The 12,589-nt window shown below is 68.3% G+C and carries 11 protein-coding genes; 4 read left to right on the top strand and 7 right to left on the bottom strand.

All coding sequences use genetic code 11. From position 1 onward, the window contains the following. Nucleotides 1–130: 130 nt before the first annotated feature. Nucleotides 131–415 (bottom strand): acylphosphatase, encoded by a 285-nt coding sequence (locus tag PNO31109_RS03665; protein WP_150554294.1) that lies wholly within the window; start codon nucleotides 413–415, stop codon nucleotides 131–133. Nucleotides 416–580: 165 nt separating this feature from the next. After that, the gene (locus PNO31109_RS03660; RefSeq protein ID WP_217433180.1) at nucleotides 581–3,220 is read right to left on the bottom strand and encodes a PepSY domain-containing protein; all 2,640 of its coding nucleotides are present in this window, start codon (nucleotides 3,218–3,220) and stop codon (nucleotides 581–583) included. A 361-nt stretch (nucleotides 3,221–3,581) separates the two neighbouring features. Here PNO31109_RS03660 and otsB point away from each other — a divergent pair, with 361 nt between their 5' ends. The 3 genes from otsB (at nucleotide 3,582) to PNO31109_RS03645 (ending at nucleotide 6,885) form a co-directional block, all read left to right on the top strand. Continuing rightward, on the top strand, nucleotides 3,582–4,442 hold the full coding sequence (otsB, locus tag PNO31109_RS03655; protein WP_150554293.1) for a trehalose-phosphatase: 861 nt from the start codon (nucleotides 3,582–3,584) through the stop codon (nucleotides 4,440–4,442). Next, nucleotides 4,439–5,860 carry an alpha,alpha-trehalose-phosphate synthase (UDP-forming) gene (otsA, locus tag PNO31109_RS03650; RefSeq protein ID WP_150554292.1) on the top strand — a complete coding sequence of 474 codons (1,422 nt, stop codon included), beginning with the start codon at nucleotides 4,439–4,441 and terminating at the stop codon, nucleotides 5,858–5,860. Before otsB ends, otsA begins: the two co-directional genes overlap by 4 nt. 206 nt (nucleotides 5,861–6,066) lie before the next feature. Then, entirely contained in the window at nucleotides 6,067–6,885 is an 819-nt protein-coding gene (locus tag PNO31109_RS03645) for a crotonase/enoyl-CoA hydratase family protein (protein ID WP_150554291.1), read from the top strand. 44 nt (nucleotides 6,886–6,929) lie between these two features. Here the strand turns inward: PNO31109_RS03645 and PNO31109_RS03640 are convergent, their stop codons facing one another. From PNO31109_RS03640 to mltG, 5 genes are all read right to left on the bottom strand, one after another. After that, nucleotides 6,930–7,604: an ankyrin repeat domain-containing protein gene (locus PNO31109_RS03640; RefSeq protein WP_150554290.1), complete on the bottom strand. Its 675-nt coding sequence runs from the start codon at nucleotides 7,602–7,604 to the stop codon at nucleotides 6,930–6,932. Nucleotides 7,605–7,675: 71 nt separating this feature from the next. Then, complete coding sequence (locus PNO31109_RS03635) at nucleotides 7,676–8,458, bottom strand: TatD family hydrolase (protein WP_150554289.1); 783 nt, start codon at nucleotides 8,456–8,458, stop codon at nucleotides 7,676–7,678. A gap of 28 nt (nucleotides 8,459–8,486) precedes the next feature. Further along, nucleotides 8,487–9,527 carry a DNA polymerase III subunit delta' gene (gene holB / locus PNO31109_RS03630; RefSeq protein WP_150554288.1) on the bottom strand — a complete coding sequence of 347 codons (1,041 nt, stop codon included), beginning with the start codon at nucleotides 9,525–9,527 and terminating at the stop codon, nucleotides 8,487–8,489. 49 nt (nucleotides 9,528–9,576) lie between these two features. Beyond that, nucleotides 9,577–10,248, bottom strand: a complete 672-nt coding sequence (gene tmk / locus PNO31109_RS03625; protein WP_150554287.1) for a dTMP kinase — start codon at nucleotides 10,246–10,248, stop codon at nucleotides 9,577–9,579. Beyond that, on the bottom strand, nucleotides 10,245–11,240 hold the full coding sequence (gene mltG, locus PNO31109_RS03620) for an endolytic transglycosylase MltG (RefSeq protein ID WP_150554286.1): 996 nt from the start codon (nucleotides 11,238–11,240) through the stop codon (nucleotides 10,245–10,247). Before mltG ends, tmk begins: the two co-directional genes overlap by 4 nt. Before the next feature lie 187 nt (nucleotides 11,241–11,427). Here mltG and ygfZ point away from each other — a divergent pair, with 187 nt between their 5' ends. Continuing rightward, on the top strand, nucleotides 11,428–12,585 hold the full coding sequence (ygfZ, locus tag PNO31109_RS03615) for a CAF17-like 4Fe-4S cluster assembly/insertion protein YgfZ (RefSeq protein ID WP_150554285.1): 1,158 nt from the start codon (nucleotides 11,428–11,430) through the stop codon (nucleotides 12,583–12,585). The last annotated feature ends 4 nt before the right edge of the window (nucleotides 12,586–12,589 follow it).

Here is a 12,589-nt window from a genome sequence, read left to right as displayed (position 1 = left end):
GCTAGCGCCGGCCGAAGTCCATCGCAAATGCCCCGTTAAATGGGGGCGGCTAAATGCGTCCGCCCCGCCTTTGCGCCTTCCCGCCCTTCCCGCCCTGCCCCATCACACCGCCGGCAAGCCGGGACGGGCCTCAGAGGCTGCCCCGCTGCTCGAAGCCGACGAGCGGCGTCTGCGCCTGCCAGGCCTTGTCGACATCGCAGGACGACACTTGCGCCCCAGGCGGCCCATGACGCATCCACTCGCAAAACGCCAGCAATTGCGCAGCGTCGCCTTGCGCGATCGCCTCGACGGTGCCGTCGCGGCGGTTGCGCACCCAGCCACGCACCCCGATCTTGCGCGCCTCGGCCACGCAGGCCGCGCGAAAACCGACGCCCTGCACCCGCCCATGCACCACGATCTGCCACGTTGCCGTCATGGGGCCTCCCACGATGAAACGACACGATGCGCGCACAGCCGCCACGCCTCGCCAATGCACGATTTACGGACGATCTTACGGACGATCAAAAAGGGCCTGATATCGCACAGGCCCTGTTTCTCGTCAAGTTCGCTCTCACCAAGTTAGCACACGCCGCGTATCCGTCTAGTAGATGTCGCGGCGATAGCGGCCCTGCGCCGACAGATCGAGCAATACCTCGGCGCCGAGCGCCTCGGCAAGCGCGGCGTCGACCGCGGGCGCCATGCCGGCGAGACTGCCGCACACGTAAATCGATGCGCCCTGCGCCACCCACGCGGCAATATCCCGCGCCGACTCGCGCACCTTGTCCTGGACGTAGACGCGCTGCACCTGATCGCGCGAATAGACTCGATCGAGCCGCGCGATGCCGCCCTCGGCCAGCCACTCGCGCAGCGTAGCGTCGTGGAAGCTGTCATGCGCCGCCTGGCGCTCACCGAAGATGAGCCAGTTGCGCACGCGCCCCTGCGCGATGCGCGCGGCCAGGTGCGCGCGCAATCCCGCCAGTCCGGTGCCGTTGCCGATCAGGATCATGCCACGGGCGTCGTCGGGGCCGTGAAACCCCGGATTCGGCCGCACGCGCATCGTCACGCCCTCGCCGAGCGCCGCCCCATCGGTCAGCCAGCCGGAGCCGAGTCCCAGCGAGCCGTCCGGGCGACGCGCCTGGCGCACCAGTAGCATCAGCTTGCCCTCGGCAGGCGTGGAGGCGATCGAGTACTCGCGCTCGGGCAGCGGGGCAAGGTGCTCGAGCCAGTCCTGCAAATCGACGCCGGCCGGCGGGGCCGCATCGGGCAGCACTCGCTCGCGCAGCGCCTCGCCAAGCGTGAGGGCGTGTCCGGCCACACTCACGCGCACGTCGGGCGCCCACACGCTGCCCGAGAGGAACGCCTCGACGCGGGCGGCCGTGTGGCTCGGCCGCACTTCGACCAGATCGCCGGCGACCCAGGTGGCGCCAGGCGGTGGAGTGAAGGCCAGATGATACGCGGGCAGCCCGGCGCTGCCGGGGTTCAGTTCGAGGCGCTCGACGAGTTTCCACGGCGCAAAGGCCGGCGCCGCACCCTGCTTCGCCGCGACAGGAGCACTAACGGGACCAACGGAGCCAAGGGGGCCAAGGGGTCCGAGGGGCCGGCCCAGCCATTCCCCCAGGCGCTCCTGCCAGCGCGCCCAGGCGCCCGGATCGCCGCGATCGACCTCGATCGGCTCGAACGCCGCCACCCCGCCCTGCGCCCGAAGCCATCCGTCGAGCTTGCGGCCGAAGCCGCAGAAGCGCTCATAGTGACTGTCGCCGAGCGAAAGCATGGCAAAGCGCAAGCCGGGCAACGCCATGGCCTGATTCATCAACTGTTGTGCGAAACGGCGCGCACTGTCGGGCGGTTCGCCGTCGCCAAAGGTGCTCACGATGAAAAGCGCTCGCCTGGCGCGCCCGAGCTGCGCCTCGCCGATGCGCGCGAGCGGCTGGATCTGGGCGGGCACGCCCGCGCCTTGCAGCATGCCGGCCGTCTGCCACGCGAGGCCTTCCGCCACGCCGCTCTGGCTCGCGTACCCGATCAATACGCCATCGTCCGTCAGCGCACCCGCGGCCGTGTTCGCGCCGTGGTCGGCCCCGGCCACCCGCGAGGCGGCCAGCGCACGCTTCTTCTTGCGACGGTCGAGGTAAAGCATCCAGCCCGTCACGAAGAAGACCGGCATCATGAGGCTCGAGAGCATCATGATGATGATGCCCGCCTGCCCGAAGAAACTGCCGCGATGCAGCGCGTAGATGCTGGTCATCAGCCGAGCGCCGAGCGTCTTCTCGCCGTAGCGTTCCTCGTTCCTGATTTCGCCCGAGGCCGGCACGACGTCCATGCGACTGAACGCACGCTCGTGCGGTGCGGTGTCATCGAGCCACGTCACCTGCAGCGGCCCTCCGGGCTTCTGCGACGGACGCAGATAGACCTTGGTGTAGTTCGGCACGCGTGCGCTGAAGCTGTCCCAGACCACCCTCATGTCGCCGATGGAGGTCGAACCGAGATCAGACAACACGGCTTTCCTGCCCTCGTCACGCGCCCCGTTCTTGCCGCCCTTGGGCGCCTGCGCCGGGCGATTGCGCACCGGCTGCTCCACGCCTGCGATCGTGAAGAGCATGCCGCGCCACCAGTCATACGACCAGTACAGCCCCGTGACGGCAGAGAGCAGGTACGGCACCAGCACCACCGTGCCGATGACCGCGTGCAGGTTCCACAGAAATGGCCGGCCGCGCTTCTTGACGTCGATGTGCAGCCACGCGCGCCAGTTGCCGACACGTCGCGGCCACCGCAGATAGAGACCCGACAGGGCGAGCAGGAACAGCAGCAGCGTGGCCGCGGCGGTGATCTGCTTGCCGATGCCGTCGATCGTCAGAAACCGGTGGACGTCCATGATGAAGCGGAAGACCACGTCCGCCTTCGAGCGCCCGAGCATCTGACCCGTGTACGGATCGACGAAATACGTCTCGCCGCGCGGCCCGTCCCCGGTGGACAGCCGCACGCCAACGGCGTCCTCCGGCGAGCGCGTGAGCGTCATGAGCAGGATGCGGCGCTCGGGCGCCGCTTCATGCACGCGTGCGACGAGCTCCGCCACGGGCAGCGGCGCGGTATCCCGCACGGGCACCGTCATCACGCCCGGGCTCAAGGCGCGGGTCAGTTCGTCGTCATAGGAGAGCAGCGCGCCGGTGAGCCCGACCACCGCCAGCACCAGCCCGGCCGTAATACCGAAGAACCAGTGCAGCTGAAACCACAGTCTTTTCATCATTTTTGTCGTCCGACGCACGTCGGTACGCCGGCGATGGCGCGTGCGTGGCAAGTGTGTGCCGTGCCGCCGTCCCCGGTGGACGCTCAGCGGCGATATCGCATGTTATTGCAAACGATTCTCATATTCAATATCAACTTTACTTTCTACGCCTTGTAGGTCTCATCCGACAGTAATTTCATAGATAGGACGACTGTCTGCCGTTTTTTGACTGATTAGGATGAATCTATCCGCGCGGCCTGACCGCGCTCTTACGCCCACCGAACCGCCGCACGTCTCGTCTACCCTTGCCCATGCCCGCCTGATCCCTCGGAACGGCGCCGGATACGACCTATCGACCTGCGGCACGAAGCGACGGAGTGCCATGCAGCAGCCTTTAGCGTCTCACCAGCCGGCCAGGCCGGCGGCATCAGCGGCGTCAGCGACGCCAGCGGCCTCGGAAACCACGCCGGCCGACACCTGCGTCGTCGACGTTGCCACGACGGCATTCTTTTTCGACCTCGACGGCACGCTCGCTCCGCTGGCCGGGCGTCCCGACGCGGTGCGCCTGCCGCGCGACACGGCCTCGGTACTCGCGAGCCTCTTCGAGCGCACCTCCGGCGCCGTGGCGGTCGTCTCGGGGCGCACCATCGACGACATCGACGGCCTGCTCGCGCCGCTGCGAGTACCCGCCGCGGGCCTGCACGGCGCCGAGATCCGCCATGCCGACGGCCAGTGGCGGCGCGTCGAGGGCCACGCCGAAGACACCGCGCAGGTCGCCGCAATGGTCGCGCCGCTGCAGGCGCTCGTGGCGCAGCACCCCGGGCTGCTGCTGGAGAACAAGGGAAGCGCTCTCGCGCTGCACTATCGCGGAGCGCCGGAACTGGCGGGCGTGGCGCGCGAGACCATGTCGGCGCTGGCCGAGGTGCACGCCGAGCGCTTCGCGCTGCAGCCGGGCAAGCTCGTGTTCGAACTGCGCCCCCGCCATGTGAGCAAGGGCAGCGCCATTACCACGCTTTTGAAGGAGACCCCGTTCGCCGGGCGCACACCGCTTTTCGCCGGTGACGACCTGACGGACGAGGCAGGTTTTGCCGACGTGAACGCCCTTGGCGGCATCACGATCAAGATCGGCGAGGGGCAGACCTGTGCCCGCCATCGTTTGCCGTCGCCCGAGGCGCTCACCGCCTGGCTGCTGACGTTGCGACACGGCCCGCCTCGCCACACCTCACAGGAGAATGGAGTATGAGCCGCTTAGTCATCGTGTCGAACCGGGTCGCCCCCATCACCGAGGGCAAACCGACCGCCGGTGGGCTGGCCATCGGTGTGTTCGACGCGCTCAAGGACACTGGAGGCATGTGGTTCGGCTGGAACGGCGAGATCGACGCCGAGCCGGCCACCGCGCCCGAGATCGCGCACCGCAACAACGTCACCTTTGCCACGGTGCCGCTCACGCGACGCGACTACAACACCTACTATCGCGGCTTCTCCAACGCGACCCTGTGGCCGACGTTCCACTACCGCGACGACCTCACCCGCTTCGAACGCGACGACTACAACGGCTATCGCCATGTCAACGCCCGTTTCGCTTCGCTGCTCGCCCCGCTGCTCGAGCACGACGACCTGATCTGGGTGCACGATTACCATCTGCTGCCGTTCGCGCAGGCGTGCCGCCAGATCGGGCTCAAGCAGCGCATCGGCTTCTTCCTGCATATCCCGTTCCCGTCGCCGCAGGTGCTCATGACCGTACCGCCGCACGAGGCACTCGTGCGCGCGATGTGCGAATACGATCTCGTCGGCTTCCAGACCGAGATCGACCGCACGGCGTTTACCGACTATCTCGTGCGCTATGCGGGCGCCACGCTGAACAGCGACGGCACTATCACGGCCTATGGACGCACCCTGCGCACGGGCGTGTATCCGATCGGCGTCTACCCCGACGAGATCCAGCAGCAGGCCACCGCGCGCTCGACCGTCAAGCACATTCTCGATCTCAAGCAGGGACTGCAGGAGCGCAAGCTCATCATGAGCGTGGACCGCCTCGACTATTCGAAGGGAATGCTCGAACGCTTCCGCGCCTTCGAGCGCATGCTCGAGTTGTGGCCGAACCAGCAGGGCACGGTCAGCTTCGTGCAGATCGCGCCGCCGAGCCGCTCGGATGTGGCCGGGTACGGCGAGATCCGCCGTCAACTGGAGGCGGAGGCGGGCCATATCAACGGCCGTTTTTCCGACATGGCGTGGACGCCGCTGCGCTACGTGAACAAGCGCTACGACCACGAGGTGCTGATGTCCTTCTTCCGCGCCTCGCAGGTTGGCTACGTCACGCCGCTGCGCGACGGCATGAATCTGGTGGCCAAGGAGTACGTCGCATCGCAGGATCCGGCCGACCCGGGCGTGCTCGTCCTGTCGTGTTTCGCGGGGGCCGCGCAGGAACTCGACGGCGCACTGATCGTGAATCCCTACGACATCGACTGCATGGCCGAGGCGCTTCGCACGGCGCTCAACATGTCGCTCTCCGAGCGGCAGTCTCGCTACGAAAGCATGATGGCGAAGCTTCGCGAGCATAATCTGTCTACATGGCGCGACCGCTTCATCGCCGACCTCCGTCAGCCGGCGGTCGCCGCCTGCCCGGCCCTGCTGCGCTGCGCGCACCCGGCGGCCGCCTGATGCGCGGCCCGAGGCCGCCGTCGGCGGCTCCTGCGTCGATCGCCCCGCACGGGCGGCGGCACAAGCGCCGCTGACTCGGCGACCTCGACTGGCCGGGCCGGACCGTCGCCGACGGCGGCGTTCGCGCGGCGTGCGGTGCATGCGAGGGGTGCATCCGCGCCGCCCGGCGCCAGCCAGGCCCCTGCGAGCGCGTAAGGAGACCCGCCATGAGCCAACATTCAGCACATCCGGACCCCGCGGCCGCCCCCTGTGTCGAAGTGGAGACCGACGGGCCCGTCACCATCATCACGCTCGCCCGGCCCGGGCGTCGCAATGCCGTGGACCGCGACATGGCCGCGGCGCTGCGCGACGCCCTGCTCGCCTTCGAGCAGGATGACAACGCGAGCGTGGCCGTGCTCTGCGGCAAGGGTGCGGCTTTTTGCGCGGGCGCCGACCTGTCAGCGTTCGACGACCCGCAGCGGCGCAACGTCGTCACGCCCGACGGCAGCGGCGACGGCCCGATGGGGCTCACGCGGCGACACCTCGACAAGCCGGTGATCGCTGCCGTGAGCGGTCACGCGGTCGCGGGCGGACTGGAGCTCGCGCTGTGGTGCGACCTGCGTGTCGCGGACGACTCGGCGACGTTCGGCGTCTTCTGTCGCCGCTTCGGCGTGCCGCTCATCGACGGCGGCACCGTGCGCCTGCCACGCCTGATCGGCATGAGCCGCGCGCTGGACCTGATCCTGACCGGCCGTGCGGTGGGCGCGCGAGAAGCGTTTGAAATCGGACTGGTGAACCGGCTGGTGCCAGAGGGCATGGCGCGCCAGGGCGCCGTGGCGCTCGCACAACAGCTCGCGGCGCTGCCGCAGGGCGCGTTGCGCGCCGACCGCCGGGCTGCCTACGCCCAATGGGATCTGCCGCTCGAAGATGCGCTGCGCCAGGAGGGCGCAGCGGGACACGCCGTGGTGTTCTCGGAGGGAATGGCCGGAGCGCGAGCGTTTCTCGGCGGCGCCGGCCGCCACGGGGCGCCCAGAGACATGTCGTGATGCGCCGTGGCGCGGCGTGGGGTGGCCTCGGCCGCGCGGCGGCCTTACTTGCCGGCCGGACGCGACTGCTGCACCTGCGCCATGCGCTTGCGCAGACCGTCGGCGATTTCCGTCTGATGCGCCTGGTTGGCAAAGTCGACGGCCGTCATGCCGAGCTGGTTCTTCAGGCGAACGTCGGCGCCGCCGTCGAGCAGTACCTTGCAGGTGGTGATGTGTCCGCCGCGCGCCGCCATCATGAGCGGCGTGGTGCCATTGGGCGATTCGGCGTCGACGTAAGCCGACGCGTCGAGCAGCATCTGCACGATGTCGTCGTGCCCGTTCGTTGCCGCGTAGTGCAGCGGCGCCCAGCCCTTCTTGTTGACCTCGGCGTCCTTGTCGATGAGCCGCTTGACCATCGGGGCGAGGCCCTGCAGCGACGCAATCATCATCGCGTTCTCGCCGGCCGCGTTAGTCGCGTCCAGGTCCGTGCGCTTGTCGTCGATCAGCAAACGCGCCACGTCCGTCGACTTCTCGCGCATGGCAATGACCAGCAGCGGATTGCCCTTCTCGTCGGTCGAGTTCGGATCGACGCCGGCCTTGAGCGCCTCGGCAACCGCCTTCGTATCGTTGAAGACGACGGCCTTGACCAGCGCCGTGTTGGACGTTGCGGCGCTCGCGCAGGCGGCGAGCCACAGCACGCTGAGCAACATCCAGGCTCGGATCATCAAGAATTTACGCATCGGGAGCTCCTGTCGGTGGTCCGGGGAAAGGCATAAGGGAAGGCACGAGAGAAGGCGCAGAATCCGGGAACTCAGTGTCTGGCCGTCGCGAAAAGGCGAAAGAAGTTCTCCGTGGTGGCATCGGCGATCCTCTGCAGCGGTTCGCCGCGCAGGTCCGCAATGCATTCGGCTACGTGGCGCACGTAGCCGGGTTGGTTCAGCTTGCCGCGATACGGCACGGGCGCAAGGTAGGGCGAATCCGTCTCGATCAGCATGCGATCGAGCGGCACGCGGCGCGCGACGTCCTGCAGATCGCGTGCGCTCTTGAACGTCACAATGCCCGAGAACGAGATATAGAAGTTCTGGTCGAGCGAGCCCTGGGCCACTTCCCAGCTCTCGGTGAAGCAGTGCATGACGCCTGCCGGCTCGCCGGCGTGCTCCTCGCGCATGATGCGCAGCGTGTCGGCAGCGGCCGAGCGCGTGTGGATGATCAGCGGCTTGCCCGTGGCGCGCGCGGCGCGGATATGCGTGCGAAAGCGCTCGCGCTGCCACTCCATGTCGTCGACGGTGCGGCCCTCGAGGCGGTAGTAATCGAGGCCGGTCTCGCCGATGGCAACGACCTTCGGCGTCGCTGCGAGCTTCACCAGATCGTCGACGCTCGGCTCCGGCGTATCCTCGTAATCGGGATGCACGCCGACCGACGCGTAGACGTTCTCGTGCTGCGCGGCGATTTCCAGCACCTGCGGCAGCGTCGGCAGGTCGACCGACACGCACAGCGCGTGGCTGACCTTGTTCTCGCGCATGCGTTCGAGCAGGGCCGGCATCTGCTCGGCCAGCTCGGGAAAATTGATATGGCAGTGTGAATCGATGAACATGATGTGCGATCGGTCGTCGGGGCGCGCGTCAAAGTGAGGCCGGGCCGCCGAACAACTGTTTGTATTGCAGGAACAGCGCCTCGAGCAGCACTCGCGTGTTGAGCGGATGATTCTGCACCTGACGCTGCTGGGCGAGTTCGCGCAGGAACCCGAGCAGGCGAACGTCGTCGGTCGCCTCGCCGCAGCGCTGCAGCGCCTGGGCGTGGCTCGGGAAAAACCGCGCGGTGCCGGCCATGCGCTCGGCCAGAACGTCGAAGCACCAGCGTTGCAGCGTGTCGAGAATGCCCGGCAGATTGCCCTTGTGCAGTTGCTCGGCGCAGGCAAAACCATCGATGGCCCCGCCCTGCGCGAGTTGTCCCAACAGCCAGTCGCGCCAACCACGCTCGTCCGGTCCGGCGAGCGCGCGGGCGGCGAGCGGCGCGCCGCCGGCCTCCGCAAGCACGGCTGCGGCGCTCGCCGCATCGAGCCCGGCGTCGCCCATCAGCCATTGGGTTGCCTGGGCGGCGTCCGGGCGCGTGAGCACCATGCGGCGGCAGCGCGAGAGGATCGTCGGCAGCAGACGGTCGGGCTGTGTGGTGACCAGCAGGAAGACCACGCCTTCGGGCGGTTCTTCGAGCGTCTTGAGCAACGCGTTGGCGGCGTGCACATTGAGCGCCTCGGCCGGGAAGAGCAACACGACGCGGCGTCCTTGCCGGTGCGAGCCGAGGCTCGCGAAGTCGATCACCTCGCGCACCTGCTCGATCTTGATTTCCTTGCTCGGCGTCTTGGTCTTCTTGTCGCCCTCGGCCTCGGCCCGGGCTTCGGCGCCGGGCAGCGTGTCGGCGAGCGCCTCCGGGCACACGGCGCGAAAGTCCGGGTGGTTACCGCTGGCAAACCATTGGCACGCGCCGCATGTGCCGCACGGCTGGTGATCGCCGCGCGGCGACTCGCACAGCAGCCCCTGCGCAAGTGCGCGCGCGAGCTCGATTTCGCCGATGCCGGGCACCGCTTGCAGCAGCAACGCGTGCGGCATCTGGGCGCGAAGATCGTTAAGGCGTGTCCAGTCCTGTGACTGCCACGGATACAGCATGGGGCCTCCTTGGCCGGAAGGGTATCGGATTACCGGCGATTATCGCGCGTCAGCGCGTTCCGTGCCCGGGCAGTCCCAGCCGGACGTACACGCCGGCGAGCTCGGCCGCGATGGCGTCGATGCTCTGCGCGGCGTCGATCACGACGAAGCGTCCGGCCGAAGCCTCCGCCCGACGAAGGTACGCTTCGCGAACCCGCGTGAAGAAGGCGGCCGACTCGCGCTCGAATTTGTCCGGCGCGCGCGCGCCCGCGAGCCGCGCGGCGGCAATGGCCGGATCGAGGTCGAACAGGATCGTGAGATCCGGCTGACGCGCGCCGTGCACCCAGCGCTCGAGAATCGCCAGTTTCTCGAGCGACAAACCGCGGCCGCCGCCCTGGTACGCGAAGGTGGCGTCGGTGAAGCGATCGGACACCACCCAATCGCCGCGGGCGAGCGCCGGCTCGATGACCTTGGCCAGATGCTCCCGACGGCCGGCGAACATCAGCAGCGCTTCCGTCTCGAGGTCCATCGGTTCGTCGAGCACCAGTTTGCGCAGCGCTTCGCCCAGCGGCGTGCCGCCCGGCTCACGCGTCGCCACGACACTGCGCCCCACGCTCGCGAGCCCCTGGCGCAACGTTTCGACGAAGGCGTTGACGTGCGTGCTCTTGCCGGCGCCGTCAATACCTTCGAAGGTCACGAACTTGCCCGGCACTGCGGCCGGCGTCCCGGTGGATGACGTCATTGCTCACCTCGTTGATATTTGTCCACGGCGCGATTGTGCTCCTGGAGATTCGTCGAGAAATGGCTCGTGCCGTCGCCGCGCGCCACGAAGTACAGGGCGTCGGTCGGCGCCGGATTGAGCGCGGCGGCCAGCGACGCCACGCCCGGCAGCGCGATCGGCGTGGGCGGCAAGCCGGCGCGCGTGTACGTGTTGTACGGCGTGTCCGTCTGCAGATCGCGCTTGCGCAGACGCCCGGTGTACAGCTCGCCCATGCCGTAGATCACCGTGGGATCGGTCTGCAACAGCATGCGCTTGCGCAGGCGGTTCACGAACACGGCGGCGACCTGCCCGCGCTCGGCCGCCTGCCCCGTCTCTTTCTCGACGAGCGACGCCATGATGAGCGCTTCATACGGCGTCGTGTACGGCAGGCCCGGCGCGCGCGAAGCCCATGCCTCGTCCAGGCGCTTGCGCATCAGGCGATACGCGCGTTTGTAGATGTCAATGTCGCTGGTGCCTTTCGGAAAAAGGTACGTATCGGGAAAGAACATACCCTCGGCCTCGGCGCGATCGGCGCCCACCAGTTGCATCACGTCGGCATCCGGCAGGCCGGCGGTGTCGTGGCGCAGCGCCGGATTGGCGTCGATCTCGCTGCGCATTTTCTTGAACGTCCAGCCCTCGATGATCGTCACCACATACTGGTTGACGTCGCCGCGCGCGAGCTTTTCCATCACCTCGTAAGGCGTAATGCCGGTCGCGAACTCGTAGTTGCCGGACTTGAGGCGCGTGCCCACATCCATGACGCGAGCGAGCAGGTTGAACAGCAGCGGGTGCACCGGCACGCCCCCCGCGCGCAATTGCGCGGCCACGCTGCGCACCGAGCTGTAGGGCTTGATCGTGACGTCCAGCGTGGGCTTGTCCAGTTGCAGCGGCGCTTGCGCCCAGTAATAGAAGGCGCCGCCCGCCGCCAGCGCGGCGACTATCAGCAGGACGAACAGGCGTTTGATGAAAGACATGAATTGCAGGGTAAGCCGCGTGGCGGCGGCAGCGGGTTCGGGGGGCTCGGTCCGCCGCAGGCGCGGGAGCGAATGCCGCGCCTGCGCGCGCGTTTTGCGCGCGGGGCCGGCTCGCACGTCCTGGCGGAAGACCCAATATAATACTTTGACTTGCCGAACCCTCACAGATTGACAGGCACCCCCGTTTATGACCTCCCAATGGCATGATCTTCTGCCGCAAGCGGCAGCCGCGGCCTACTCGGATCCTTCCGGCCCTTCCGGCCCTTCCGGCCCTTCCGACCCTTCCGACGTTTCGTCCCACGCCAGCGCGCGCGCCGTGCAGTTCGAGGCGCTGCAGCGCGGCAGCTTCGTCTGCCTAGCGAGCGACACCGGTCTCATCGCCGTCAACGGCGCGGACGCGGGCGCCTTCCTGCACGGCCAGCTCACCAACGACGTCGAACGGCTTGCGCCGGCACAGGCCCGGCTGGCCGGCTACTGCTCGGCCAAGGGCCGCTTGCTCGCCACGTTCCTGATGTGGCGCGATGCATCGCCCGAAGGCACGATCTACCTCGCCTGCGACGCCGCCGTGCAAGCCGCCGTTCAGAAGCGGCTGTCGATGTTCGTGCTGCGCGCCAAGGCAAAGCTCACCGACGCGACGGGCACGCACGTCCTGTTGCAGGTTGGCGGCCCGGGTGTCGAGGCGGTTCTTGCCGGCACGTTCGGCGCGTTGCCCGACGCACCGCTGGCGGCCTCGCACGCCGTGCTCGGCGAAGCGCCGACAAGCCTCGTGCGTCTGCCGGCCGCAGGCGCGGCGCGCTCGCTCTCGCGGTTCCTGTGGAGTGTGCCGGTCTCGCACGTGGCGCAGGTCTGGCAGGCGCTGACGCAAGCCGCCGACGCAGTCGTGGACCCGGCGCTCGCCGCATGGCTCGAGGTCCACAGCGGCGTGGCGCGCGTGACGACTGCCACGCAAGAGCAGTTCGTGCCGCAGATGGTGAACTGGGAAGTCGTCGGCGGCGTGAGCTTCCGCAAGGGCTGCTATCCGGGGCAGGAAGTCGTGGCGCGCAGCCAGTACCGCGGCACGATCAAACGGCGTCTGCATCTCGCACACGTCGACGGCAGCGCGCCGACGCCCGGCCAGGAACTGGTCGAGACGAGCGATCCGGACCAGCCCTGCGGCATGGTCGTACAGGCGGCGCCCGCGCCGCACGGCGGCTACGATGCGCTGGTCGAGGTGAAGCTCGCCTCGCGCGAAGCCGACGACGTGCGGCTCGGCACGGTCGACGGCCCTGCCCTCGCGTTCGCCGAGCTGCCATACGCGATCGTCGATCCGACGCAAGCGCCCGCGTCGTCTGCCGCGGCCTCCTGAGCCG

The sequence above is a fragment of the Pandoraea nosoerga genome (genome assembly GCF_902459585.1).
In the GTDB taxonomy this organism is placed as follows: domain Bacteria; phylum Pseudomonadota; class Gammaproteobacteria; order Burkholderiales; family Burkholderiaceae; genus Pandoraea; species Pandoraea nosoerga.
This window is presented reverse-complemented; position numbering and strand designations above follow the sequence as displayed.